17 protein-coding genes and 2 pseudogenes are annotated in these 22,843 nt (G+C 60.0%); 10 read left to right on the forward strand and 9 right to left on the reverse strand.

Features of this window, described 5'->3' with window-relative positions; genetic code table 11:
* Nucleotides 1-65 precede the first annotated feature (65 nt).
* The 3 genes from H6A60_RS07700 to yddG all read right to left on the reverse strand — a co-directional run bounded on the left by H6A60_RS07700 (nucleotide 66) and on the right by yddG (nucleotide 3,374).
* Nucleotides 66-683, reverse strand: a complete 618-nt coding sequence (locus H6A60_RS07700) for a helix-turn-helix domain-containing protein (RefSeq protein ID WP_205103071.1) — start codon at nucleotides 681-683, stop codon at nucleotides 66-68.
* A gap of 508 nt (nucleotides 684-1,191) precedes the next feature.
* Nucleotides 1,192-1,701, reverse strand: coding sequence for a GNAT family N-acetyltransferase (locus H6A60_RS07705; protein WP_205103073.1), 510 nt, complete (start codon nucleotides 1,699-1,701; stop codon nucleotides 1,192-1,194).
* A 668-nt stretch (nucleotides 1,702-2,369) separates the two neighbouring features.
* Nucleotides 2,370-3,374, reverse strand: a complete 1,005-nt coding sequence (gene yddG, locus H6A60_RS07710) for an aromatic amino acid DMT transporter YddG (RefSeq protein WP_205103075.1) — start codon at nucleotides 3,372-3,374, stop codon at nucleotides 2,370-2,372.
* A gap of 556 nt (nucleotides 3,375-3,930) precedes the next feature.
* Between yddG and H6A60_RS13930 the strand changes: the two genes are divergently transcribed.
* Entirely contained in the window at nucleotides 3,931-5,040 is a 1,110-nt protein-coding gene (locus H6A60_RS13930) for a PI-PLC domain-containing protein (protein ID WP_205103077.1), read from the forward strand.
* 13 nt (nucleotides 5,041-5,053) lie between these two features.
* Here H6A60_RS13930 and H6A60_RS13935 read toward each other — a convergent pair.
* Nucleotides 5,054-5,143 (reverse strand): annotated as a pseudogene (locus H6A60_RS13935) (hypothetical protein); the annotation flags it as partial.
* A gap of 702 nt (nucleotides 5,144-5,845) precedes the next feature.
* Between H6A60_RS13935 and H6A60_RS07725 the strand changes: the two are divergent.
* The 7 genes from H6A60_RS07725 to H6A60_RS07755 all read left to right on the forward strand — a co-directional run bounded on the left by H6A60_RS07725 (nucleotide 5,846) and on the right by H6A60_RS07755 (nucleotide 15,415).
* Complete coding sequence (locus H6A60_RS07725; RefSeq protein ID WP_205103079.1) at nucleotides 5,846-7,396, forward strand: ABC transporter substrate-binding protein; 1,551 nt, start codon at nucleotides 5,846-5,848, stop codon at nucleotides 7,394-7,396.
* 206 nt (nucleotides 7,397-7,602) lie between these two features.
* Nucleotides 7,603-9,795: a dipeptide ABC transporter ATP-binding protein gene (locus H6A60_RS07730; RefSeq protein WP_205103081.1), complete on the forward strand. Its 2,193-nt coding sequence runs from the start codon at nucleotides 7,603-7,605 to the stop codon at nucleotides 9,793-9,795.
* Between the two features lie 3 nt (nucleotides 9,796-9,798).
* The gene (locus tag H6A60_RS07735; protein WP_205103084.1) at nucleotides 9,799-10,716 is read left to right on the forward strand and encodes an ABC transporter permease; all 918 of its coding nucleotides are present in this window, start codon (nucleotides 9,799-9,801) and stop codon (nucleotides 10,714-10,716) included.
* Between the two features lie 36 nt (nucleotides 10,717-10,752).
* Complete coding sequence (locus H6A60_RS07740; protein ID WP_205103087.1) at nucleotides 10,753-11,598, forward strand: ABC transporter permease; 846 nt, start codon at nucleotides 10,753-10,755, stop codon at nucleotides 11,596-11,598.
* 172 nt (nucleotides 11,599-11,770) lie between these two features.
* On the forward strand, nucleotides 11,771-13,378 hold the full coding sequence (locus H6A60_RS07745) for an alkaline phosphatase family protein (RefSeq protein ID WP_205103090.1): 1,608 nt from the start codon (nucleotides 11,771-11,773) through the stop codon (nucleotides 13,376-13,378).
* Between the two features lie 265 nt (nucleotides 13,379-13,643).
* On the forward strand, nucleotides 13,644-14,069 hold the full coding sequence (locus H6A60_RS14020; RefSeq protein ID WP_205103092.1) for a MarR family winged helix-turn-helix transcriptional regulator: 426 nt from the start codon (nucleotides 13,644-13,646) through the stop codon (nucleotides 14,067-14,069).
* Nucleotides 14,070-14,284: 215 nt separating this feature from the next.
* The gene (locus H6A60_RS07755; RefSeq protein ID WP_205103096.1) at nucleotides 14,285-15,415 is read left to right on the forward strand and encodes a DmpA family aminopeptidase; all 1,131 of its coding nucleotides are present in this window, start codon (nucleotides 14,285-14,287) and stop codon (nucleotides 15,413-15,415) included.
* 207 nt (nucleotides 15,416-15,622) lie between these two features.
* Here H6A60_RS07755 and H6A60_RS07760 read toward each other — a convergent pair whose 3' ends face one another.
* Nucleotides 15,623-15,850 carry a hypothetical protein gene (locus tag H6A60_RS07760; RefSeq protein WP_205103100.1) on the reverse strand — a complete coding sequence of 76 codons (228 nt, stop codon included), beginning with the start codon at nucleotides 15,848-15,850 and terminating at the stop codon, nucleotides 15,623-15,625.
* A gap of 320 nt (nucleotides 15,851-16,170) precedes the next feature.
* Between H6A60_RS07760 and H6A60_RS07765 the strand changes: the two genes are divergently transcribed.
* Nucleotides 16,171-17,100, forward strand: a complete 930-nt coding sequence (locus H6A60_RS07765) for a DMT family transporter (RefSeq protein ID WP_205103103.1) — start codon at nucleotides 16,171-16,173, stop codon at nucleotides 17,098-17,100.
* Nucleotides 17,101-17,234: 134 nt separating this feature from the next.
* Here H6A60_RS07765 and H6A60_RS14025 read toward each other — a convergent pair.
* Nucleotides 17,235-17,312 (reverse strand): annotated as a pseudogene (locus tag H6A60_RS14025) (TOBE domain-containing protein); the annotation flags it as partial.
* Nucleotides 17,313-17,539: 227 nt separating this feature from the next.
* Between H6A60_RS14025 and H6A60_RS07775 the strand changes: the two are divergent.
* Entirely contained in the window at nucleotides 17,540-18,112 is a 573-nt protein-coding gene (locus H6A60_RS07775; protein WP_205103107.1) for an NAD(P)H-dependent oxidoreductase, read from the forward strand.
* Between the two features lie 67 nt (nucleotides 18,113-18,179).
* Here the strand turns inward: H6A60_RS07775 and H6A60_RS07780 are convergent, their stop codons facing one another.
* The 3 genes from H6A60_RS07780 to H6A60_RS07790 are packed head-to-tail and all read right to left on the reverse strand — an operon-like array spanning nucleotide 18,180 to nucleotide 22,744.
* Nucleotides 18,180-19,730, reverse strand: coding sequence for an FAD-dependent oxidoreductase (locus H6A60_RS07780; RefSeq protein WP_205103109.1), 1,551 nt, complete (start codon nucleotides 19,728-19,730; stop codon nucleotides 18,180-18,182).
* Complete coding sequence (locus H6A60_RS07785) at nucleotides 19,727-20,398, reverse strand: response regulator transcription factor (RefSeq protein WP_205103112.1); 672 nt, start codon at nucleotides 20,396-20,398, stop codon at nucleotides 19,727-19,729. The genes H6A60_RS07780 and H6A60_RS07785 overlap by 4 nt, the downstream gene beginning before the upstream one ends.
* A gap of 15 nt (nucleotides 20,399-20,413) precedes the next feature.
* Nucleotides 20,414-22,744, reverse strand: coding sequence for a PhnD/SsuA/transferrin family substrate-binding protein (locus H6A60_RS07790; RefSeq protein WP_205103117.1), 2,331 nt, complete (start codon nucleotides 22,742-22,744; stop codon nucleotides 20,414-20,416).
* Nucleotides 22,745-22,843: the final 99 nt, after the last annotated feature.

Raw genomic sequence — 22,843 nt, forward strand, 5'->3', positions numbered from 1 at the left:
CCGCAAGCGCTTTTCTCTCCGGGGCCGCGGTAATGGTCGCTCTCGCTACCCCGGTGCGGACTTTCTCAGTCTTTTTCGACGAACTTCACCGAGTTCTTCGTCTTTTTGGTGCGCGGACTGATGTAGCCTGCCTTTTGGCCGCGTTTGCGCACAACCGTCTGCGGTTCTTCGGGCTGGGCTTCGGCATTGGGTTCGTATTCGCCCTTGAATTCGGCTTCCCAGACGTGTTCGCCGTCGCGCTTCATCACGGCTTCGTTCTCGAGTTCTTCAACGGTAAAGCGAGCGCCCTCGCCCGAGATCGTGAGCGAGGCGCCGAAGTGATGCAGCACGTCGATCACCATGCCGATTCGGATCGTTTCCTTGCCGTTTTCGAGTTCGTTGAACCAACGACGTCCGACGCCGCATGCCTTGGCGGCTTCGGTCTGCGTCATGCCGGTGCGCAGCCGCAAGACGCGGATCAGGGCGCCAAGTTCTTCGGTCGAGCGAATGTAGGCGTGGCGCGTCCGATAGACAAGGTGCTTGCCCGCCGAGCGCGAGCGTCGATTGCCGCCTTTTGTCGACCTAGTGCTCTTGGCAGGCTTTACGGTCTTGTCGGCAGACGAGTCCACGGCCGCAGCCGCCCCATCATCGTGTCGGTTTTCGGCAAAAGCGTCTTCTTGCCGAGTGTTCTTGGTCTCTGACATATGTTCTAGCCTTCCCGTTCTTTTGGCGACGGGTAATGCGTTTTAACTGGTCCGTCGATCAGTTTACAAGAGTTTTCGGCGATCTCTTGTGTGTTTTTACACAAAATTTTAATGCCTACTCGCTTCGTATTCAGTGGTTTCAGGCGAATTTGCCGAGTTCTAGCGGACGGCTTTCCGTCTGCTTCGTTCGCTTCTGTCCGTGCAATGTCGCACGTACGCAACGGTCGACCGGCGGGCGCCTATTGTCGACATTTGTCGCCGAAAACTGCAACTTAAGACAACGAACGTTAACGTTAAGAGGATACGAATAATAATGGGTCGCAAAGTAATTTTGGAAAACCGGTGCGGTCTGAAAACGGTTTTTTCTTGTTACTGTCGCAAGCGACCGGCCGGCACGAGCTTGGCCGGCGCTTTTTGCGAGTTCGGAAAAGGAAAGGGCCGCAGCTTTTCGTCGCTGCGGCCGCTTTTTCGTGCCGTTTCTCCAAGGTGCTGATCAGCCTCGTTGAGCTTAGTTCTGCGCTTGTGCGCTTCGATCGAACGTGAGCGTCATGTCGTACCAGACGGCGCCGCCGTGAACGGAAGCCGAGACGCCGCTCGAAACAAACCCGAAGCGCGAGTAGAAATCGATGAGTTCCGCTTTGCAGGTCAGGATGACGCCCGCACGGCCTTCCTGACGCGCTTTTTCAATGAACGAGCGCAAGAGCGCGGAGGCGTAGCCCTTCTTGCGGTCCTGCGGGCGGACGGCGAGTCCAAAGATGCTCTGCCATTTGCCGCGTGGGTCGTGCAGCTCGGCATTGGAGAACATCTCGTCGCGAATCTTCGGCTCGTTCGTCACCATCCCGTCAATGAGGCCGACGGCCCGGCCGTTCTCTTCGAGAATCAGAAAGCAGTCGGCAAAGGCGGCGAGGCGCTTTTCAAAACTCTCGCGCGTGGCCTTTTCGGCGGGCGGGAAGCTTTCCGCCTCGATTTCGGTCAGCGTGTCGACGTCCTTCATTGAGGCCGTGCGGATGCGGATCACGTCAAATCCTCCTCATGTTGTCGTGGTCACTTCTTCTGTCCCTGACGGGCGCGAGATTTCATTATGCACGGCCCGCTTTCCTTTGACACGATTTGGCGTGCAGGACGGGTATGTATCGCCCGTCCTGTCGCTTTTGCGCAACGACGGTTCGTTCACGATTCTTTTCGTTTCTTTTCATTGTTGGCGCCGGTATGGATGCGCTCGTCAGTGATAATGGACACATGAATTGTCTTTCACTCATTTTCGCGAGGTGCCCGAGATGCAAGGAACGAAATCAAAGACACGAAAGACTCGCCGAGCGGTTTTTGCCCTGTCGGCTGCAGCGCTCGTCGCCGGCCTCACGGGCTGCCATCACTGGCATCACCGTCCTCCGGCGGGCGGCGGCCCGGGTCGTCCCGGTCCGGGTGGTCCGGGCGGACCTGGAGGCGCAGGCCCCGGGCCTGGCGCCGGTCCGGGTCCGGGCGGCCGTCCCGGCGGTCCTCGGTAATCCTATGAGGCAGCTCTTTGGGGCTGCCTTTTTTACGTGTTCACCGGTGTTACTTCGGCCGGCAATGTCGGTGCGCAGCGTGCGCAGAGAAAAAATGCCGATGGCCGCGGATCCCGAAGTGCTGCGTTGCTTGAGGCGCGTCGAGAAGCGGCTCAATGCCGTTGCTGCGGCGCTTTCGCGCTTATTTGCCGCTTTCTGCTGCAGCTGCCTTCTCGCGGGCGATCTTCGCTTTCATTCCGCGGTCGGTAGCGTCCCAGCAGAGAAGCGAGCCCGCAACAACAATCGCGACGCCCGCCCAGAAGGTGCCTCCGAGCTCGGCGTTGATCCAAAAGACGGCAAAAACGCACGAGAGGACGGGCGTGAAGTAGGAGGCGAGCGCCAGGATCGTGATATTGCCCTTGCTCATCCCGTGCGTCCACGCGGCATAGGCGCAGCCCATGGCAAGGCCGCCGAAAACGACGGAAAGAATCCCGCGCATAGACGCTTCGTCGGGGCCGCTGCCGATCCCGGCCGCCCAGAGGCAGCCGAAAATCAGGGCGTCGACCATGAAGACGAACGTACTCGGATTGATCCCCTTCGACCAAGCGCGCGTCATGCTTGAGAATGCAGCCCAGGTGAGTGCGGCGAGGAGCGCCAGTACATAAGAGACAGGATGCGCCGCCACACGGTCGGCGAATTCCGTTAACGAGAAGCCGTGGTCGCCGCTCAGAATTACGACGATCCCCGTAAAGGCGACGGCGAGTCCCGGAAAAAGCCACCATCGCGTGCGAACGCCGTTAAAAACGACGGCAAAGAGAATCGTGAGCGAGGGCCAGAGGTAGTTGATCATGCCGACTTCGACCGTCTGGGCGCCCCCTTCGGAAAAGAAGATCGCCAGGCAGAACGTGAGTGAACTCAGGTTTGCCGTCGGTATGCCGATGCAGAGGTAGCGCTTGTCCATGCGCCGAAAGTCCGGCAGCCCTACGAGAAAGAAGAGGAAGACGGCCGCGACGCAGTAAAGAAGACACTGTCCCTGGGCGAGCCCGAATCCTTCGGCAATGCCGCGTACAAGACTCACCGACATGCCCCAGCAGATCGGCGCAAAGAGGCCGATCATCGTCGCCCGGCGAACAAGCGAGACACTCGTGTCGCTTGCGTTTGCCGAGACGGGTTTGGGGGCGCCGTTCTTGGAAACTTCTGCGGTCATTTCTGCGATGTCCTTTGTGCGGTTTCGTGGCAGAGCGCCGTCATGAGCGGTCGAATGGAGACGACGTGCTGCGAGAGTCAACTATGCACGAACCGCCTTCAAAGAGCGCCTTGCCCTTTGACGATGCTCAATGAGGAATGCGAAATCGAATCGAGCTGCGCTGCCCGCGTCTCTTCCGACCCACAGTCTCGATTCACCGTCCGCCCTTTTCTCATCCTTACCGCCTCTCGGACCGATGCCTGCGTTTGTGATAGCTTCAAGCTGTCTTTACGCGGCTTTGGCTCGCCTTTGACGCGTCCGCAATAGTGTTTTCTCGTGCAGCAAGTGTCCTGAAAACGACGGGAGGAGCAGCGAGATGAACGGTCAACGGTCCGAACGGTCCGAATGTTTCGGTCGGATGTACGAGACGCACTCGCGATCGTGCGCTCGGTCCACTTCGGCGGAACACGTATCCGCTGATGCTTTGGCTTCGCGCCGGCACATGAACGAACCACTCGCTTCAGTTCTCCAGCCGCTCTTTGTGCATCGGTTTCGTTTGTCGCCGATTCCGAGGATCGTGACCGTTGCCGTTGGTGCGTCGCTCGCGATTTCGCTTGCGGCAGGCGTCTTAATTGAACATGCCAAGCGTTCGGATTCGGCGCTCCTTTTGCAAACGCCCGCCTCGCCTTTGGTCCTTCAAATTGTCGAGGCGTCGGCAAAGAACGGCGCTCCGGGCTTCATTGCGCACGCTGCCGGCGAATTGGATGGCCACAAGTATCTCAATACGGAAGAAGCACTCAACGCTTCGCTCGCTGCGGGCTACCGCTACATCGAGCTCGACCTCAAGAAAACGCTGAGCGGCCGCTTTTTCGGGGCGCATTCCGTGCTTGAATTGAACGATCGTACGGGAGCGAGCTGGTCCTGGCGTATTCCGCCCGTCTCCGAAAGAGCGGTTCGCGAGCGCCGCATTGATGGTCGTTACACGCCGCTTTTGCTCTCGGATCTGAACGAACGCGTTTCGGGTGATCCGAATGGGCTCGGTTTTGTCCTTGTCGTCGACAAGACGGATGACTATGAGGGCCTCTTAAAGGCCTTCCCGCACCCGGAGCGCATGATTGTGGAGACGGGTACGCTCGCCGAATACGCCGAATACGCCGAGGCGCTGCGAGCGGGCATCACGACGCCGGCACTTGCCGTCAGTCATTTTCATGAAGCGCTTACGTCGGGGGTGCGGGCCGTCGTCGTTGATCCGCGCACCGTCAAGAGCGATCCCGCCGGCGCTGCCCTCTTTCGTCATAAGGGCGGCATCATTCTCGCGGCGACGGTCGAAGACTGCCGAGCGGTCGGGGAAGACCCGACGCTCTCGGCCAATGTCGATCTTGTGTATGTAGACAGATGCGAAGCGCCAACAAACGAAATGCTGAATGAGGTCAAAAGCGCAAAACAGCGCCCGGTCGAAACGATGACCGAGCGCCTTGATGCTGCTTCACCTCACGAATCGTTCACCAAGCCCGGATGGGTTAAGCGTGGTGCTTTGCGTTCGATTCGGTGCAAAAGGTCGTGTTTCGCCTGCGAGGTCAGGCCGCACGTTCCTGCCCGGCATTTGTGCCGGCAATTTGCCCGTAGACAAAGCAATCGAGAAGCGCGTTGCCGCCGACACGGTTCGTACCGTGGATGCTGCCTGTGATTTCGCAGGCAGCGTAAAGACGCGGCATAACGTTTCCTTGCCAGTCGAGCACCTGCGCCTTGACGTTGCAAGAGAGACCGCCCATCGTATGGTGAACGGTCATCCCTCTGTAGCAGGCCCAGAAAGGACCGTGCTTGAGCTGCAGATCTGCCTCGCGGCGATTGACTGATCGGTTGTGTAGCCCAAATGTCACAAATAAGTAACAAAAAGATGAAGCGATATTTAGGACGTTGATTTTTCGAAGAATTATTTGCTGCCCAAGACGTGCTTCTTCTTTTGAAGATGGCTGAAAGTGACCTTATGCGGCATCTGCCCGCCCCATTTTTCCCCTCGTCGAGTGCGACAGACGCGTTGCCCGTTCTGCACGTTTCAGCCAAGTGTCATATAGCGTCACGCAATCTTCATCTTGCCTTAGCGGCGGTTTCATATCGAACGGCAAGAATGTGCCCTGTCGACAAGGAGGCCGTCTGAATGTGCTTCAGGGGAAGTCCGGAATCGACCCGAATTCAGCTTTTCGAGCCTGCACCGCTTCTTTCGCAGAATCTTCGAAACGACCCGATGGTGCGAATGGCGGCAAGGGGCTTCTTCGAAAACCGCTCTTACTGGCAGGCTCGAGGCAGGAATCGCGAAATACGCGAAATTTTCAATCGACAGTATCTACCGCTCCATTCCGAAGGAATCCGTACCGAAGCCGATTGAATGTTCTCGAGTCCGATCGGCAAGTCTTGTTGAATGTCTGTCGTAACGATCGAGAATATCGAGCATTCATGGCTTTGAGAGTGATTCCCGAGGATCGCTCGAAAAAATGAAATTTGCCAAGCATTCCGTCTCCGCTCTCGTCCTTGCCCTCGCGGGCGCCTTCTCTGTTGCCGCTCAAGCGAGCGCCGACAACATGGTTGTCGCTGTGCAGCAGCTCCCGCCCACTGTTGAGCCGCAGGGCGTCAACAACAACGCCAACGACCGCGTCGCCTATTCGATTTACGAAACGCTCATTCGCGCCGACCAGAAGACGGGTGAACTCCATCCGGGGCTTGCCGTTTCCTGGAAGCGCATCTCGCCTGAAACGGTTGAATTCAAGCTCCGTGAAGGCGTGAAGTTCCAGGACGGCACGGACTTTACGGCCGACGACGTCGTTTTCTCCTTCGGAGAAGAACGTTTTATGGGCAAGAATGCGCCGGGCCGAGCTGCTGCGGGTGAATTCTTGGGTGGCCTCAAGTCCGTCGAAAAGGTCGACGACTATACGGTTCGCGTTACGATGAATACGGCCGATCCGTTGATCGAACGCCGATTCTCCGCCCGCATGTCCGAAATCATTTCCGAAGACGGCTACAAGAAGGCGGGTGGCTGGGACAACTGGATCAAGCATCCGATCGGAACGGGTCCTTACGAAATCGTCGAATTTAAGACCGGCAACCGTCTTGCGCTGAAGCGCTTCGAAGGCTACTGGGGCGAAAAGGCGCCCGCCGCGAAGCTCACGTTCGTCGAAGTGCCGGAACTTTCGGCACGCGTGGCGGGTCTTCGTTCGGGCGAATTCGACATCATCACGGAAGTGCCGCCCGATCAGGTGAAGCCCCTCTCGGCCGACGGCCGCATTGACGTTGTGGGCGGCCCGATCGACAACATCTACGGTTTCGTCTTCGACTCGAAGTCGAACAAGATTATGCAGAGCAAGGAGCTCCGCCAAGCGTTCCTCCACGCAATCGACCGTGAGATGCTCGTGAACGCCCTTTTCGCTGGCCGCACGACGCCTGCCTACAGCTTCCAGAGCAAGACCTTCGGCGACCTCTGGATCGAAGACTTCAACAAGAACCTCTACGATCCGGCCAAGGCCAAGGCCCTCATCAAGGCTTCGGGTTATAAGGGCGAACCGATTGTCTGGCGCATTCAGCCCGGCTACTACACGCTCGAAATGACGGTTTCGCAGGCCGTTGCCGCGATGCTCAAGCAGGTCGGCATCAACATCAAGCTCGACGTCAAGGAAAACTGGACGCAGGTTGAAGCTGCCGGGCGCGACCGCATGATCAACAACGCCTCCTTCTCCGCTTATTACCCGGATCCGGCCGCGCAGCTTTGGCGCCGCCTCAAGCCCGGTGCCTTCTGGGAGGCCGACGGCTTCATCGTCGAGAGCCCTGAATATCAGGAATTCGTCGCGCAGGGGAAGATTCTCGAAACCTCGATCGATCCGGCCGAACGCAAGGCCGCCTGGTCGAAGATGCTCAAGGCCTTTGCCGAGAACCCCTATGCCTGCCCGCTCTATTCGCTCCCGATGATTTACGCCAAGCAGAAGAACGTCGAGTGGACCCCGGGTACGCAGGGTTCGATGGACTTCTCGGCAGCGAACCTGAAGTTCAAGTAATGCGCGGCCGCTGAGCGGCCCCCCGAAGCGTCGAGCGCCGTTCGACGCCCGAGATTCCGAAAGCGAGGATCGGGCGCCGCAGCGGCACTTCGACGTACTTCTTCTCATGAAATCAAGCGCTAGGGTGTTTCGTTTGTGCCGGCAGTCGTCCGGTCCGAACCCCGAAGCGCAGCCCTCGGCAACCATTCAAAAAAGAAGCCTCCACCATGCGCACTCCCCAAGCGGCAAATAAAGTCAAAGCGCCGCTCCTCAAAATCCGGGACCTGCGCGTCGCTTTCGGCGACGTCGAGGTCCTGCACGGCGTCGATCTCGACGTCGTGCCCGGTGAAATCCATGCACTGATCGGCGAATCGGGCTCCGGAAAGTCCGTGCTTGCACGATCCATTCTCGGGCTCGCCGGTCACCGCAGCCGCCTCACGGGCTCGATCGAATTCGACGGCCGCACGATCTCGGGTCTCACCGAGCGTGAATACGAAAAGCTGCGCGGTGCCGACATCGGTCTGATCGTTCAGGACGCGATGGCCGCACTCAATCCGATGCGAACGATCGGTCAGCAGCTCGTCGAAACGATTCTCTACCGTCATCCGAAGTTCCGTACGCAGGGCAACAAAGCGGCGCTCGCCGCGAGTCACCGCGCGGAATTGAACGAGATGGCGGTTTCTTACTTGAAGCAGGTCGGGATCACCGCCCCCGAGAAGCGCATGACGAGCTACGCGCACCAGCTCTCGGGCGGTATGCGCCAGCGCATCATGATTGCGCTCGCGCTCGTCGGTGAACCGAAGCTGCTCCTTGCCGACGAACCGACGACGGCTTTGGACGTCGTCGTGCAGCGCGAGCTTCTGCAGGAAATGCGCGAAATCGTGCTTGCGCGCGGCATGTCGATGCTCCTTGTGACGCACGACCTGCACCTCGCGCACGACGTCGCCGACCGCGTTTCCGTCATGTACGCGGGCTACATTCTCGAGGACGGGCCGGTGGCGAAGGTGCTGCCGAATCCCTCGCACCCCTATACCGAAGGGCTCCTTGACGCGATGCCCGATATGGAGAGTACGCGCGGGACACTGAAGCCCATCAAGGGCGAGATTCCGCCCCCTGAAAAGCTCGGCCGCGGCTGCCCCTTTGCAAGCCGCTGCGTGCTTGCAACCGAGCGCTGCCGCGGGTTCCTGCCGAAGATGGCCGAAGTGGCGCCGGGGTGGACCTCGCGCTGCATGGAGGCGCACGTCAAGGCTGCCGAGCTTGACGACCTGGCGCTCGAGGACGCCGAGCGCGAACGCGAAGCCTCGGGCGTCGCCAAAACCGAAGGCAATCCCCTCGGGCACAAGCAGGATACGGATTTTGCCGTCGTCGTCGACGCTCGCATTCTGCGCCACTGCTACTACGCCCGCAAGGGCTTTTTCGGGCGCCGCCGCCCCTGGAACGTGCTCGAAGACGTTGATCTTAAAATCCGAACCGGCGAAGTAATGGGGCTCGTTGGCGAATCGGGCTGCGGCAAGTCGACGCTCGCGCGGCTCATGCTCGGTCTTGCGCGTCCGACGGAAGGCTCCGTGCGTTTTAAGGGCGAAGAATATCCTGAGCCCCGTACGCGCGAATGGCGCGCGCAGCGTCCGGCCGCACAGATGATCTACCAGGACCCCTTCTCGTGCTTTGACGAGCGCATGTCGGTTGTTGACCAAGTGGCCGAACCCCTCATGGTGCACCGAGGGCTCTCGAAGGACGAAGCGCTCGCCAAGGCTTTTGCCGTGCTGCGCGCTTCGGGGCTTCCCGAACACCACGCCAAGAAACTCCCCGGCGTCATGTCGGGCGGGCAGCTGCAGCGCGCGGCGATTGCCCGAGCGATTGCGCTGCGACCGGCGCTTCTCGTCTGCGACGAACCTGTTGCGTCGCTCGACGTCTCGATTCAGGCGCAGGTGCTTGAACTTCTGAACGAACTGAAGCGCACCACCCGCATGGCGATGCTCTTTGTCTCGCACAATCTCAACGTTGTGCGCTACATCTGCGACCGTGTCGCGGTGATGTACCTCGGGCGCATGGTCGAAACGGGCGACGTCGACGAAGTCTTCCATCGGCCGCTTCACCCGTATTCAAAGCTCCTCACGGCGTCGACCCCGGGCGCGGACGCTTCCGTCATCCGCATCTATCCGAAGGGCTCGATGCCGAGTCCGATCGACCGGCCTGCGGGCTGCGTTTTTGCGAACCGCTGCCCGCTCGCGCAGTCGCGGTGCCTCAAAGAAGTGCCGAAGCTCACTGCCGTCGAAGGCATGGGTGAAGGGCGCGCCGTTGCGTGCTTTGCGCCCTTGGAAAAGCTCGTTGCACTCTCCGAATACGACGCGCTCGCAACGAGCGAATTCGCCCAAAACGGCGCCATTCAGTCAACCCTCGCGAACCAGCCGGAGGCATAAGCCATGGCCGCACTTATTCTTCGCATTGTGGGTCGTGCGCTCCTTACGCTCCTTCTCCTCACGGCCTGCGTCTTCTTTGTTCTTCACATGACGGGCGATCCCGCGCGTCTGATGCTCGGCACCGATGCGGATCCCGCCGCCATCGAAGCCTTCCGAGAGCAGTGGGGGCTCAATCGTCCGCTCTGGGAGCAGTTCCTGGTCTACCTGCAGAAGGCCGTTCACTTCGATATGGGGATGAGCTACATGACGGGGCTGCCCGTCAAGGACGTCTTCCTCACGGCGCTCGGGCCGACCTTGAACCTCATGATTCCGACGGCGATCGTGACGCTTGCGATCGGTATTCCTGCGGGCGTCATCGCAGCGCTTCACCGCGATACGGCGATTGACCGCGGGATGATGGTCGCTTCCGTCTTTGGCTACGCCGTTCCGAACTTCTTCATGGGCGTCATTCTTCTTCTCATCTTCTCGATCTGGCTCGGGTGGCTCCCCTCATACGGCAACAGCACCCCCTGGCACTACATCATGCCGATCGTGACGATGGCTACTTCCGAAGCGGCGATCTTCTCGCGCTATGCGCGCAGCGCCATGATCGAAGCGATGCGACTGCCCTGCGTTCGTGCGGCGCGCATGCGCGGGCTGCCCGAATCGCGAATCATTTGGCTGCATGCGCTTCCGAACGCAATGCTCTCGATTCTCACGATTCTGGGCTTCTTCCTCGGCACCCTCGTTGCCGGGGCTGTCATCACGGAATCGGTTTTCTCGTGGCCGGGCGTAGGCAAGCTGCTCGTACAGTCCGTTGCCAACCGCGACATTCCGGTCGTGCAGATGATCGTGCTCGCAACGGGCGCTTCGCTCGTCACCGCGAACCTCCTTATGGACATCCTCGCCCTCGTTGTCAACCCGCGCCTTCGCAAGGGCTGATCGGCATTGAAGAACCCAAGTCAGACATCTCAAACCATGCTTAAGAACTTCTTCAGATCGCTTTCGAGCGCCCAGGCGGGCTTCCTTGTGAAGCTTTCGGGATGCATTCTCGCGGTCTTCTTTGTGTGCGGGCTTCTTTCGCCCTGGATCGCGCCCTACGGGCTCGAAGACATGGACCTCATGAGCCGCCTTGTGGCGCCCTTTACGTCGCTCGCGCACCCGCTCGGTACCGACGAGCTTGGGCGCGACGTGCTTTCGCGCCTCCTTTATTCGCTGCGCCTCTCCTTCATTCTGGCGGTGACGGGTACGCTCCTCGGTGCCGTTCTCGGGACGGCGCTCGGGTTCCTTGCGGCGCGCTTCGGCGGCATCGTTGACGACCTCGTCAACACGGGGATCGACTTCACGGCGTCGCTTCCCTTCATCATCCTCGCGCTCACGATCCTCGCCTTCCTCGGCACCGACGTCACCGTCATCATCGTAATCATGGCCGTTTACGGGTGGGACCGCTATGCGCGTCTCACGCGCAACCTCGCGCGCTCGGCCTATACCGAAGGGTACGCGGCGGCGCTCGAAGGACTCGGCATCCCGACGCGGCGCATCATGCTCGGGCACATTCTCCCGAATATTGCTTCCGCACTCGTCGTCAACATGACGCTCAATTTCCCCGGGATGATTCTCCTTGAAACGTCGCTCTCCTTCCTCGGTGTCGGCGTGCAGCCCCCGATGAGTTCGCTCGGCACGATGCTCGGGTTCGGTCGCGACTACCTCACGACCGCTTGGTGGATTGCCGTTATTCCGGGCGTGGTCATCGTGATTTCGACGCTATCGATGTCGATTCTCGGCGACTGGGTTCAGCAGCGACTCGAGCCGCAGAATCGTTGATATAAAACTGCAGTTTTCGGTGCATCCGGCGATCCAAAACGATCAAGCACTCATGATCGACCGGTGCATCGATTCGATTTGAAAACTAGACGAGCATCTGATTTACGCCTTCGTCGTAGCGAAATTACGAAGAAATAACCGTACGGCGAAAGGCTTCGGTGAAAAAAAAGTTATGACTGAAAAGATCAAAAACAATACGACTGCTTACGGTGAAGCACCGATCAAATTCATCATCGTCGGTTTTGACGGTCTTCGACCGGACTATGTGAAGCCGGATGAAATGCCGGCTCTTTCGAAGTTTGTTTCGGAAAGCCACCACTGGACGGACTACCTCGCCTGCTTTCCGACGGAAACGTACGTGAACCATCCGTCGATCTTCTCGGGTTTCCGTCCGAATCGACACGGCATCATCGCCAATTGCTTCTACAACGCCTCGCCCGAAGCGAAAACGCCTGACGAAAAGCTTTTCGCCGGCTGGAGCGTTGCGAGCGTCATGGCGAACGACCGGCTGGCGGGGGGCCTCTATCAAGTGCCCGACCTGGGTGAACGGCTCGCACGCGACGGCAAGCGCCTGCGCGTTCTGTGCGCGAATTCGCCGGGCAGTACGCGCCTGCAGCACGTGCATGCCGAAGGATGCGACGGGCACCTCAACTGCTGCGTGCATGCGGTGCACTCGACGCTTCCGACCTCGGAAGCCAAAGCGCTCGCGAAGGAATACGGCGACGGCGTGCCGCTGCAGTTCCCCGACAAACGCGGCACGGATCTTCTGGCCGAACTCTTCTTTAAGCGTGAAGCCGTCAACGGTGCGGCGGGTCTTGCGGACGTAACGGTGCTTTGGATCGGCGAGCCCGACCACTCGCAGCATGAATTCGGGCTCGACGACCCGCGTACCGTCGAAGCGCGCCGCCACGCCGACGCGACCTTTGCGCGGATTCTTGCCTGGTGGGAAGAGAACGGGCGCGACGCCAACGTGCAGCTCGTCGTCATGTCGGACCACGGTCACGGCGAAGTCGTTCGTCACGTCGACCCGAAGGCGATCCTCGAGCGCGCAGGGTTTAATGTCGCCACGGGCGACGACATTCGCGAGGGGCGCGACGTCTCGCACGCCGACATCGTGATGGTGGGGACCTATGCGACGGGGCTTTGGCTGCGCAACAAGACCCCCAAGATGCTTGCCGCCGTGCGCGACGTGCTGATGGCGTCGCCCGAAATCGGTCTCGTCTTCTCGCAGCCAGCGCTTTCACGCCCGAACGAAGATCTCGCCGCCGTTGACCCCGTCGAAGGGCGCGTACCCGGCACGTTCTCGGAAGCGCTTGTCTTTTCGGATTCCGAACGCGGTCCCGATCTGCGCTTTGTCACCCGAGGCGAGCGCTCGACAGGGAAGCTTGTGATGGCAGAAGAGCTCGCGATCGGTGCGGGCAACCACGGTGGCCTCAATCCGCAGGAAACGCACTCGCTTCTTGCGATTGCGGGCTCGCGCTTCCCGGGCTACGGCGAACACCAGGAGCCGGCTTCTCACGACGACGTTGCGATGACGATGATGACGATGCTCGGGCTCCTCGACGACGAAGCAGCAGCCCCGATGCCGACGGGCCGCATCCTCGGCGAAGCGTTCCGTCCGCTCACGAATGATCCGATTGTGAATGAGCGCCTCACGCTCGGCTGCGGACGCTTCGAGCAGGAAATCGTGCGGCTCGTCTATAAGGGGCACGCCTATGTGATCGAAGCGGGCCGTATCGACAACGACGGCTGGACGGCCGAAAAAGGCATCGTGCGATAACCGCGTTCGATCGAGGTATGCCGCTTGACGGCTGGCGGCGCCCCCATTGGCGGCGAAGAACGTTGAGGCGCTCTTCGCCGCCCAATTTTTTGTTTCGGTTTCAAGGCGTGCAGTTCGTCTCTTTGGCCGATATCAAATCTTCATTTCAATAGCCGGCTAATAAAATAAATGATCGGCGATACATATCTTGCTCATAATGAGCAATTTTATTTACAAATAAACGAAATATCAAAACAGCAGGAATCTCCGGGACCGCAATGCACCCATGACGCCGGGTGAGCTCGCCGAACGTTTGGGCGTTGCGGATGCCACCGTTTCGGTGATGGTGAAGCGCATGCTTCGCGAAGACCGCCCGCTCATCGAGCGTATTGCTTCGCCCACGGACCGACGCAGCGTTCTTGTTGCGCTTTCGCACGAAGGCTGGGCGCTTCTGCAGCGCACGGCCCCCGGGCACTTCGAGCGCCGCTACCCGCCTGATCGGCTGCCCGTTGCCGATCCCGACCCTCGTGCGGCTATTCGGGTTTTGGCGCGACATCGGTCTTCGCGGCCTCGATTTCAACGCCATTTCAGGCTCGGTCGGCTGGTTTCTTCTTTACCGCGTGTTTCTGGCGATCCTCTTGACCATTCGCTTTCGCATGGACGAATTGAAGCGCCGATCGGAAGTGCGCGCCTATTGGCGTGCCCTGGGTGAAACGGGCCGAGGTTCGCAACTAAGCATCGATCGCGGATAGACCGAACATATCTATTGCGGTGCGCAGCGCTCGATTGGCGTTCCGAAGCGAGTATTCTTTTTTTAATCGTTTCTGGCATCAGAGCCGACGGCGAAAAAGAAGAACGTAAAACGACAATCCGCGCGGAAACGCCCAACGGATAAACCAGCACACCGGACAACCAAAAGGACTGCGCATGAATTCCTCTTTCCCTCCGAACGGCAGAAAGCGCGCTCGTGAATACGGCATCCGAATCGGCGTCCTCCCGACGGGCGAAAACAACGCCATTACGGACGTCGAAGGCGTCCTCGTCGGGCACGTGACTTTGAACGACGAACGCATCGGCATGCACACCGGTGTCACGGCCATTCGCCCGCATCCGGGCAACGTTTTTCAGGAGAAGGTCCCCTGCGGCGTTTTTCTCGGGAACGGCTTCGGGAAGATGACGGGCTATGCGCAGGTCAAGGAGCTCGGCAACCTCGAAACGCCGATCATCCTGACGAACACGATGAGCATTGCCGCGGCGATCGACGGCCTCATCGATTGGACGTTTGAGTATGAAGAAAACGAAGACGTCATGAGCGTCAACTGTTTTGTGGGCGAAACGAACGACTCGGGCGTGAACGACATCCGCGCGCGCTTCGTGCAGAAGGCGCACGTACTCTCTGCGTTGAAGCACGCCGCTTCCGGCCCCGTCGTCGAGGGTGCCGTAGGCGCTGGTACGGGCACGAAGGCTTTCGGCTTCAAGGCGGGCATCGGAACTGCTTCGAGAAAGCTCCCCGATTCGCTCGGCGGCTGGACCGTGGGCGCCCTCGTGCAGGCAAATTTCGGCGGCATTTTGACGATCGACGGCGAAGCGCTCGGGCTCGAGCTCGGCGGCTACCCCTACGAGAAGCCGATTGAGGCGGCGCTCGCCAACGCCATGGAAAACGCGGACGGCTCGATCATGATGATTGTCGCGACCGATGCGCCGCTCGACGCGCGCGGGCTCGAACGGCTCGCCAAGCGGGCCTTCATGGGGATGACGCGCACGGGCGGCGTCGCTTCGAACGGTTCGGGAGATTTCGCCGTGGCCTTTTCAACGGCCGAGAGCGTGCGCGTGAAGCACAAGGCGCCCGAATTCTCGCTCGAAGGCGGCAAGCTCGTGCGAAACGACGACATGACCCCCCTCTTCATGGCAGCGATTGAGGCAACCGAAGAAGCCATTCTCAATTCGCTTTTCCTCGCGCACGACATGACGGGCAGCGACGGCAAGTTCGTGCGTGCGATGCCTCTCGAGCCCGTTCTTGCTCGCCTGCGCGCAGCGGGGAAGCTTCACGCGGACTGAGCGCTCTAAGGCGCCCGGCGTCGTTGTCAAGCGCTTCGGTACCGGCCGCGGGCAATAAAAACGGCGGACTGTTTCGCGTCAGTCCGCCCTAATCAGACAACAGTTAAATAAAAAAGACGCCCGGACTCCCCGGCCGCATGCACGCGCGGCCGCCCGAGTGAGGCGCCTCGCCCTCTAGAGGCGCCTCGTGAAGGCATCGCGAGAAGGTTACTTCTTCGCTTCGCCTTCGGCAGCTGCGGCAGCCGGTGCCGCCTCTCCCTGAGCCTTCTGCTCAGTCTTCTGTTCGGGCGCAGCGGCAGGCTGCTGTGCGGGCGCCTGCTGTTCGGCAGCGGGAGCAGGCGCAGGTGCCGGTTCTTCGGACTTCGAGCAAGCAGCGGTCGAAAGCGCGAGAACGACGGCAGCGGCCGATGCGGCGAGAACGGACAGTTTCGTCATAGATTGTCTCCTTTGCTTTGCTGTTCGGTCATAGGGTGCTCTCAATTGAGTTCCCTTATGGACATACTATCGGGCCGCACCGTAAAGCGCAGTTCGGATTTTGTATCGACTCGCCGACAAACTTTGCAAAATGCAACGGCATGCGCAAAAATGTGCAGATTCGCCGCTCGAAAGAGGCGTTTCGCCCGACTGCATTCGAATGCTTTCGCCCGTAATCAAAGGACCTTCAGGGTGGGCATATATTCGATCGCCGGCAACGCCGTTCGCAAATTTCGAGCGGAATTCATGTCGATACCCATAGGTGCGGGAAGGAGGCCCGGATGACGTTATTCGAACTGAGACAGACCGTTCTGCTCTTGATTACCGCAGCGATTTGGGGCTGCACCTTTGTTGCGCAGTCTGTCGGCATGGATCACGTGGGCCCCTTTACATTTACGGCTTCACGCATGTGCTTAGGCGCCCTCTTTCTTTTGGGACCGGTGCTTTTCATGCGCGCGCGCCTCAAGAAAACGAAGCCCGACGAGTGGAAGCGGCGCAAGGACCCGGCCTACATTCGATCGCTTGTTGTCGGTGGCGCCGCCTGCGGGCTTTGCCTCTTTGGCGCCGAGTCGCTGCAGCAGTTCGGGCTCGCTGCCGAAACGGAAGCCGGGAAGTCGGGCTTCATCACGGCGCTCTACATCGTTCTCGTCCCGCTTTTGGGTCTCCTTCTCGGCAAGCGCTCCCGCCCGGCCATCTGGGCGGCGGTCGCGACTGCCTGTGTCGGTCTTTGGTACCTCTGCATACCTGCGGACGGTTCGTTTTCGCTTCGGCTCGGCGACTTCTATACGCTCCTTTGCGCCTTCGTCTTCTCCTGCCACATTCTGGTGATCTCGCACTTTGTGGTGCGAGTCAATCCGGTCGAACTCTCGATGATGCAGTTTGCCGTGGGTTCGCTCATGGCCTGTACGGCGATGCTTCTTTTTGAATCGCCCGAATGGGACGGCTGGGTCGCGGCGCTCATTCCGATCCTTTGGGCGGGCATTATGAGTAACGGCATCGCCTATACGCTTCAGATCGTCGGTCAGCGCGGCATGAACGACACGGTTGCGAGCCTCATCATGTCGCTCGAGAGCGTGGTCTCCGTGATTGCCGGGTGGCTCCTTCTCGACGAAGTGCTCTCCGGGCGCGAACTCTTCGGCTGCGTCGTGATGGCGGCGGCCGTCGTGATCGCGCAATTGCCCGAACGCAAGAAAAAGACGTCGGCCTCATGACCCCTGTTGGCCGATCGTTTTGATCCATCGCTAGCTAGATGGACAAAGGGCACGCGCCAAAAAGCCGTGCCCTTTGTTTTGACGTTAGTTGCCGGCAGCGCCTTTGACGAAACGGCAACTTTACCGAGTCGCAATCAGTCGACAGCAACCATGACGCTCGAAGCCTTGATGACGGCGTAAGCCTTGTCGCCGATCTTGAGGCCGAGATTCTTGGCGGACTTATGCGGCGACCCAAGTCATAAGTGTTTCCCTGAATTTTCTGTTGATGGTGTCCAACGCCGTTATCCGCTCGAGACTGCCTGAAAAACAGCGGATTGCCGCAAAGAACCAGGAAGAACGGCGAATGGCGGCGTGCTTCTGCTTTCCTATAATGATTCTCAAACACCTTTCGTTAACACCCAAACGAAAGTGTGGCAGTTGAAATTCAGGAGGAACCCGGATGAATTTTTTCATCATCAATGCGGGCTGCCGGCATTTCGGTCGAGGCGGCACGCTCTCGAAGACCTTTGTCGAGACGGCACGCGAAACGCTTGAGGGCTTCGGTCATGAGGTCGTCGTTACGAATCTCGACGACGGCTGGGTCATTGAAGACGAAGTGAAGAAGATTCTTGCTGCCGACGTCGTGATCGTGCAGAGTCCCGGCTGGTGGATGTCGCCTCCCTGGCAATTCAAGAAGTACGAGGATGAAGTCTTCGTGCAGCCCGGTATCAGCGCGGGCGACGGGCGCAGCCGTCACGATCCGACGAAGCGCTACGGCACGGGTGGTCAGCTCAAAAACAAGCGCTACCTCCTCTCCTCGACTTGGAATGCGCCGCTTGAAGCGTTCACGGATCAGGATCAGTTCTTCGAAGGCCGGGGCATCGACGGCGTCTGGATGCCCGTGCACAAGACGTTCGAATTTATCGGCATGCAGCGCCTGCCTTCCTTCATGGCCAATGACGTCTTCAAGAATCCCACGATTCCCGAAGACCTGGAGCGTTGGAAAAAGCACCTGACCGAACTCTTCGGTTGATGCCTGAGCGAAAGCAGGACTGAACGAAAAGCCTGCCGACTGAATGCGGCGGGCTTTTTGCACATATTTAGCCGCCGAGACGCGTTCTCATCGCCTCTTCTTTGGCGGCGACGAGCCTTGCCGCTTGAGCGGCCCGTTCACCCGTGAGACGGCCGATCACGAAGCAGTTCGCGAGCGATCCGCCGCCGAGACGGTCGCGGCCGAAAATGCCTCCCACGACTTCGCCTGCGGCAAAGAGTCCAGGGATGGGGCGTCCGTCCTTGTAGACGACGCTGCCGCGCGGGTCCGTCGCGATGCCGTCGAAGCTCGTGTGTACGTAGATGTGTTCTTCACCCCAGTAGAAAGGCGGCTTTTTGATTTCCTGCGCGAAGACATCCTTTCGGAAGACCGGGTCGAAGCCGTCGCGCACGCACCGGTTGTATTCGTTGATCGTGCGCTCGAGTGTTTGAGCGGGTATCCCCATACCGTCGGCCATCTCTGCAATCGTCTCGGATTTCTTCACGATGCCGTTCAATAGCTTGATGCCGAGTGTCGCCCCCTTATACGACTGTGCATCCGTGATGACCCAAAAGCGTTTTTCGGGAAGCCGCAGAATTGCTTCGGCAATGCGTCCCCAGCTCAATGCTTCGTTCACGAAGCGCTTGCCCTCGAGGTTCACATAGATGTCGCCGCCCACGTAGTCGAGGAGACGACCGCCCCAAAAGGGCAAAAGCTGCAGCCCGTAGCCCTCCATGAAGATCCCGCCAGCGGATAGCGCGAGATCGATGCCGTCGCCGTCTGCTCCGTCCCAAACGCGTCCGTAAGGATTGGCGCTCGTGTGAACATCGGCGCCGACGAGCGGATTGATGCGTTCGCGTCTTGCCACATTGGCTGTAAAACCGCCCGTCGCAATGACGACTGTTCGTGCTCGGATTTTTCGAAGCGCCTCGGTCTTGCGGCCCATTTGGGGCTGCAGCTGCGTGGCGCCCACATTCACGCACCAGCCCGAGCCCGTACGGGCTCGCTCGAGCGACACGGCACGCGCGTTCATTTCGATTCGTACGCCTATTTCACCCGCGCGCCGCGCAAGCGCAAGGATGTAATTGCGGCCCGCACCGTTTCCCGGCATGGCGTAGGAGCGCGGTCTCACTTCCGAGTACGCAATGAAAGGTGCGCCAAAACGCACGCCCATGCTTTCGAGCCAGTCGAGCGCCGATTCGGAGCCGAGTGCGATTTCGCGCAGATGCGCAGCGCTTCCATGGTTGCCGCCCACAACAAGGGCGTCGGCGACGAACTGTTCGATGCTGTCTTCGGTCCCGGTTGCGCGCGTGCGTTTCGGGGAAACGGCCGCTATGGATCCCGAGGAATAAAGCGTGTGTCCGCCGATCAAGGGGCCTTTTTCGAGGAGCAGCACATTGGGCGCGCCCGCCTCGCGTGCGGCAACGGCCGCCGATAGGCCCGCCGCGCCCGAGCCGATCACAAGAACGTCGACCACGGTGGGCGCCGTGCGGGCGGGGGGCCGGGCACGCAGGGGTCCTGCAGCGAGACTTAGACCTGCCAGGATTGCACCTTCGGTGGCGGCCGCAAGAAGCCGACGGCGCGCGGGGCTCAACGGGCTCTCCAATCGATAGGTTGTCATGCGCTACCCTTCCCGTCCGATTCGTTCTGCGCCTTGACGGCTTTACCCGAGAGCGGTTGCGGAACGTTTTCGAGCCATTGGTAGGCTTCGAGCGCGCTTCTGACGCCGATTTTCCCGAAGGCGTTGGCGCGGTGCATCTTCACCGTTTCGGGACTTAACCCCAGGCGTTCGCCCATGTCTTTGTTCGAGAGGCCGTTGGCCGCCATGCGCAGCACTTCCTTTTCGCGTGCGGATAGCGCGTCGAACTTTGCTTGCTGCATGCGGTCGGCGTTGAGTGCGTGAAAGGCGCTCACGGACTTCTCGCACGCACGCTCGACGGTTTCAACGAGCACCATCGGGTCGCCCTCTTTCTCGATGAAGTCGAATGCGCCCGACTTCATCGCATGGACCGCAGTCGTTACGTTGCCGTGTCCGGTCAGAAAAATGACGGGAATTCGTTCAGCGACATCTTCGAGTCGACGTTGACATTCAATGCCCGTCATTCCCGGCATTCGGATATCGAGGAGAACGCAGCCCGGACGCTCCGGATCAAATGCATCGAGAAAGGATTGTGCGTCGGGCCAGTCTGCCACCGGCAGATTCAGTGCGCACAAAAAGAGCCGCAGGCTTTCTCGAAAGCTTTCATCATCGTCAACGATTCGAATGAGCGGTTCAAATTCGGTTGCCATGTTTTCAATCCTTTCTTATTGACGTTTCGCCGGGGCTTCGGCGTCAGCGGCATCGTTCGTCGTCTCTTCGAGCGCTTCCTGCGGTTCGGCGGCAAAGACTGCAAAGGCTGCGATACCCCCGGCGGCGCGGCGCTCGAAGTGAAGTTCCGCTGCGTGCGAGTCCGCGATGCCTCGGCAGATCGTGAGTCCGAGTCCCAAACCGGCCGGCGCAACGGCCACTGAGTCGCCGAGTCGCTCGAGCGCTTCAAAGGCACTTTCGCCGAGCGGTTCGCCTGAATTTTCCACTTTGACGAGCCAAGCAGGTTTCCCCATTTCCATGCTCGATTTGCAATCTTCGGAAAGCGATCTCTTCGACTTTTCGGGATTGGAAGCCGGCGCATCACCGACCGTTTCGCTCGCATGTGATCTGTTGCCGCTTAAAACCGTTTTCTCGATGGAAATCGAAACGAAGGGCGCATGTTTTTCAAGCGTACACGACATTCGATTGGCCGCATTCACACCCGCGACGGCTGCTCTGGCACCGTTTCGAATGAGGTTCAGGAAAAGAATTTCGAGTTCCAGAGGATTGCCGAGAATAACGACGGGCGCATCCTTTTCGCTGCAAATGATTCGGCACGCGCCCGTTCCGCGGCCGTCGGCTTCGGCACGGTACGCAGCGATGCTTTTTGCGAGAACGGCTCGAAGATCACAGGGGGCATGCGCCTGTGCGGTTGATTTTGCGTAGGCGCGCACGCGGGAAATGATGCCGCTGATGCGAACGGCTTCCTTGTCGATGGCGAGAACGGCGGACGCGATGAGGCGGCGGTCGGCTTCACTGGGCGTTTCGGCCGTCATGCGGGGCATCGGCGCCGCACCGGAAACATCGGCGGACGGCTGCGTGCGGATGCCGAGCTTCAGGCGCAGGAGCGCCGCGTAATTGCGCACGACGCCTACGGGGTTATTGATTTCGTGCGCGATCATGCCCGACATTTGCTGCACGATCGAGCGGCGCTCGAGTCCGGCCAAGCGCGTGCGGATTTGCGCGGCTTCCTTTTCCGTTCGCATCCGGGCGGCGAGCGCCTCCCGAAGGTCCGCCGTGCGTCTGCGAACGATCCGGTGCAGACGCCATTCGTTGAGCAGCAAAAAGAGGACAAGGAGCGCCGCCGTTATGAGTTCCGTGCGGTAACGCGCAAAGAGCGCCGACGGACTCATGTCCCGCAAATACGCGTAGGGTCCGATTCGAAGGGAGCGCTGCAGCTGCTGCACCGTGATGTCCGAGACGTTCGTCACCCACTCGTAGTCGGGGTTCGTATAGTCGATGTCGCGTTGCTCTCGGGCGGATTCTTCGCCTGTCTGCATGGCGATTCGACCGGCTTCCCGTTTGGGAAGCGTCAAGAGCGCCACCGTGACGTCGCGCACGGCCTGCTCGGGGGCGGACGCAAGCGCATGAATCGATACGTCCGGGTAGAGCGCCGTCGAATGACGGCAGGCGAGGCCTTCGTTCTTTTCGTTGACGACGCGCAGGTTTGATGCGTCGACAAGCCGCATCTGCGCGGCCGTCTCAAGCAGGCACGCGGGCAGAATCGCTACGTCGATACGCTTGGCTAAAAGCGAACTCAGGACGTCCGGATAGGCGTTGTTCGAAAAGTCGACTTCACTGAAGAACTTTTCCGGATCAAACCCGCGGGCTTGAATTTCGCCCGAGGCGGCCACCCAGCCGTCGATCGCCTGCGGAATGCTCGCCCCTGCGCGCATGCCTTGCATGGACGCGAGATCCGTAATGCGCGTATCGGTCTTGCGAACGACAAAGGCGGCCCCGACCGACGCCGAGGCACTTCGGGCAAAGGACGTTCTGCGCGTCGCGATGCGAAAGCTGCCGACGCCGCGCTCGAGCTGCGCTTCGGCAGAAAACCCGGCGGACGCAAAAATGAAGTCCGGTTGCGCGGCGCGAATGTTCTCGTAGGCTTCGGCCGTCGTCAACGTGATCGTTCGCCACTCGTACTGCGGCAGCGCTCTTTCGAGCGAAGCAACCGTATCGCGAAGCGTGAAGGCGTCAAGCGGATTGATGAGCGTATCGAGAAGTGCGACCGTGAGAAGGGGCTTCGTTTCAAACGCATTGAGCGCTTCTGCGTCACGGCCCCCGTCTGCTTCGCTCTCCTTGTGCGCGGTGGCCGCTGAGAGAGCGTCCGGTGCTTCGGCGGCGAACGCTTGTGTCTGCGTGCCCTGGTGCCCCCCAAGCATCGCGAGACCGATCGAGAGCCAAAGCATTGCCCGCTTTGTTCGGCGCACAGTCGCCCGCACATACACCCGGCCGGCGCGGCGTGCGTCCCAAGCGGCTTCTTCATTCGGTACGTTCCTTGTCGGCATGTGGCGGATCGGTGTTCGGTCGGATGGTCGTCTGGCGAATGGGCAAACGCGTCGAGGAGCGTTCTCACGATGCGGCCTTGCGCTTCATTATAGGGAGCG

The sequence above is a fragment of the Sutterella massiliensis genome (assembly GCF_016899755.1).
Classification (GTDB): Bacteria; Pseudomonadota; Gammaproteobacteria; order Burkholderiales; family Burkholderiaceae_F; genus Sutterella; species Sutterella massiliensis.

Excerpts from the sequence above, each read along its gene's own strand:
- H6A60_RS07760 (WP_205103100.1), bottom strand. The coding sequence starts at position 15,850 with ATGACGAAACTGTCCGTTCTCGCCGCATCGGCCGCTGCCGTCGTTCTC.
- H6A60_RS07700 (WP_205103071.1), bottom strand. The coding sequence starts at position 683 with ATGTCAGAGACCAAGAACACTCGGCAAGAAGACGCTTTTGCCGAAAAC.
- H6A60_RS07775 (WP_205103107.1), top strand. The coding sequence starts at position 17,540 with ATGAATTTTTTCATCATCAATGCGGGCTGCCGGCATTTCGGTCGAGGC.
- H6A60_RS07780 (WP_205103109.1), bottom strand. The coding sequence starts at position 19,730 with ATGACAACCTATCGATTGGAGAGCCCGTTGAGCCCCGCGCGCCGTCGG.
- H6A60_RS07730 (WP_205103081.1), top strand. The coding sequence starts at position 7,603 with ATGCGCACTCCCCAAGCGGCAAATAAAGTCAAAGCGCCGCTCCTCAAA.
- H6A60_RS14020 (WP_205103092.1), top strand. The coding sequence starts at position 13,644 with ATGACGCCGGGTGAGCTCGCCGAACGTTTGGGCGTTGCGGATGCCACC.
- H6A60_RS07745 (WP_205103090.1), top strand. The coding sequence starts at position 11,771 with ATGACTGAAAAGATCAAAAACAATACGACTGCTTACGGTGAAGCACCG.
- H6A60_RS07725 (WP_205103079.1), top strand. The coding sequence starts at position 5,846 with ATGAAATTTGCCAAGCATTCCGTCTCCGCTCTCGTCCTTGCCCTCGCG.
- H6A60_RS07735 (WP_205103084.1), top strand. The coding sequence starts at position 9,799 with ATGGCCGCACTTATTCTTCGCATTGTGGGTCGTGCGCTCCTTACGCTC.
- H6A60_RS07790 (WP_205103117.1), bottom strand. The coding sequence starts at position 22,744 with ATGCCGACAAGGAACGTACCGAATGAAGAAGCCGCTTGGGACGCACGC.
- H6A60_RS07785 (WP_205103112.1), bottom strand. The coding sequence starts at position 20,398 with ATGGCAACCGAATTTGAACCGCTCATTCGAATCGTTGACGATGATGAA.
- H6A60_RS07765 (WP_205103103.1), top strand. The coding sequence starts at position 16,171 with ATGACGTTATTCGAACTGAGACAGACCGTTCTGCTCTTGATTACCGCA.
- H6A60_RS07755 (WP_205103096.1), top strand. The coding sequence starts at position 14,285 with ATGAATTCCTCTTTCCCTCCGAACGGCAGAAAGCGCGCTCGTGAATAC.
- H6A60_RS07740 (WP_205103087.1), top strand. The coding sequence starts at position 10,753 with ATGCTTAAGAACTTCTTCAGATCGCTTTCGAGCGCCCAGGCGGGCTTC.
- yddG (WP_205103075.1), bottom strand. The coding sequence starts at position 3,374 with ATGACCGCAGAAGTTTCCAAGAACGGCGCCCCCAAACCCGTCTCGGCA.